We start from the raw sequence: 1,962 nt of genomic DNA, 5'->3' as shown, positions 1-1,962 counted from the left end.
GTGGTCCTCCCCGGGAGGTCGTCGGGATGGCACGGGCCGCCATCCTGTGATCTGCCCGCCCGGCGAGGGCATGTAAGCCGATTGGTGAACCTGTGTGCCGAGCAGGCGTAAGAACCGTTGAGTACAGCGGGACTGTCGGTGACCCTTGCTAGGAAGTCGCTGACCAGGCAGAGGGGGTGCGATGGACACGCTGTTGATCTCGAACCCACTCGACCGCGTGCAGGCGACTCAGCCGAGGCACACACGGTTCCTCTTGGCGAAGATCACAGGTAACACCGGTAACGCAGGTGGCCGTCGCGGAGACGTAACTGCCGTGCGACGGTCACGCGTCGCACACAGTTCACTACCCGTACGAAGGACGTGCGTGCCTACTCGCCAGAAGAACGTGCTTCCAGTCATCGACTCCACGTTCACGACGTGTATGGAGCAACTTCAGGAGGGCTACGTGGCCGCCGTTGCGGCCACCGCTGGTTGCACGCTGGAGCCTATCAAACGCGACGTCTATGGCACCGACGTACGAATCATCCGACCCGGCCGCGGCGACTTCAATGAAGAAGTCGTCGTCATGGCGCAGCTCAAGAATACGACGCAGGTTCGGCCGGACCCCTCCAAGGATTTTTTTTCCTATCAGTTCAAGAAGCGCATCTACTTCGAGAAGCTCGCAATGCGTCGGACAACGACAAAGGCGATACTGCTGGTGATGGCGACCGAACTCGCTCAAGCAGACTGGAGCAAGTCATCGCATAACGCCCTCGAGGTGCGCAACTGCTGCTATTTCCTCAATCTGGAAGGCGAGACGGCTGCAGAAGGGGTTCAATCTCCCTCTGTTCGCATCCCGACGAGGAACATCTTCGACGCAGATTCCCTGACCGCGATGCTCGATAGGGTCGAGCGCGGCGAGGCGATCTAGGATGTCTCGCCCCCTTCCCCTCACGTCTTCCCAAGTCGACCCGAGGCAATTCCTGCTTACCCTTCGAAACGAAGGCTGGACGACCGTCGGAGGACGTGCCGGGCTATATGAACGCCTCCGCCCTCCCCTCAGCGATCAAGGTCTGATTCCTGACCGCTGGTCGCTTCTGATTCCGCTCGACACCCGCGCTCCCGACTATTCCGAGCTGATGACAGCCGCACTGGCGGAGCTTGTAGATTCCCGCCTACCCGCGGCCCGATCCATCGACCTGCTACCACGTCTCCAAATGGGCCAGGCTGACGCCTTCCACTTCCGCAAGGAGAGCGCAGCGCCGCCTGGCCTCATTGGCTGGCGGGACGGCGAGGAGCTAGTCCGCTCAGCGCGACAGACCTTGGTTGCTGGCGCCAAGTCGCACATCAGCCGCTTACGGCGCTTCAGCAACAGGTTCGGACAGTTCGCAGGCAGATATCTGGACAACGTTCTAATGGGGCAGACTGCTGTCGGCAGCTATGTCGTAACGGCATATGCGCCTGTTGATACTCCCATAGCCTTGACCTCTTCTAAGCTCGATCTGGCATCGTTGCCCGGCACCGAGGCCGCACCAGCGCGTGAAGTAACCCTTGCAATTGGTCGAGCACTTGAGGCAACACAGGAGGCAGTCGAGCATTTCCACTCCTCGGGTAGCTTGTCAGGATTCGAGGCAGGGGTAAGTAGCGGAATCTCGTTCGACCTCCTGACCGCTCTGAAAGGGATAACCAAGAACTCCGACGAGGGGGAGGTCGCCCTAGAGTGGATCTCTTACGAGGCAACCGACGCGCAGTCGAGAGAGTCCAAATTCACATTCACGGCAGCTGACACGCCTGTACTTGAGCGAGCGTCCAATCGATTGTCTGCCGAGGTCGAGACAGACATGGAGTCCACCATTGTCGGACGCGTTCACCTACTTACAAAGAAGGAACTTGGCGGTCCCGGGGTCTTCGGAATGGAAACCCTGCCCCCGAACGCACAGAAGCTCCGTCTTCGCCTGTCCGATCCGGATGAATACCACGCTG

The 1,962-nt window shown here is 59.9% G+C and carries 2 protein-coding genes; both read left to right on the top strand.

Annotated elements, in window-relative coordinates; all coding sequences use genetic code 11:
• Positions 1 to 181: 181 nt before the first annotated feature.
• Positions 182 to 910 carry a DUF4365 domain-containing protein gene (locus tag PKE99_RS37345; RefSeq protein WP_306470792.1) on the top strand — a complete coding sequence of 243 codons (729 nt, stop codon included), beginning with the start codon at positions 182 to 184 and terminating at the stop codon, positions 908 to 910.
• A gap of 208 nt (positions 911 to 1,118) precedes the next feature.
• On the top strand, positions 1,119 to 1,962 hold an 844-nt coding region (locus tag PKE99_RS37340), incomplete at its 3' end, for a hypothetical protein (protein WP_271215003.1).

Origin of the sequence: Pseudonocardia halophobica (assembly GCF_027922425.1) — a bacterium.
GTDB classification, from domain to species: domain Bacteria; phylum Actinomycetota; class Actinomycetes; order Mycobacteriales; family Pseudonocardiaceae; genus Pseudonocardia; species Pseudonocardia halophobica.
This window is presented reverse-complemented; position numbering and strand designations above follow the sequence as displayed.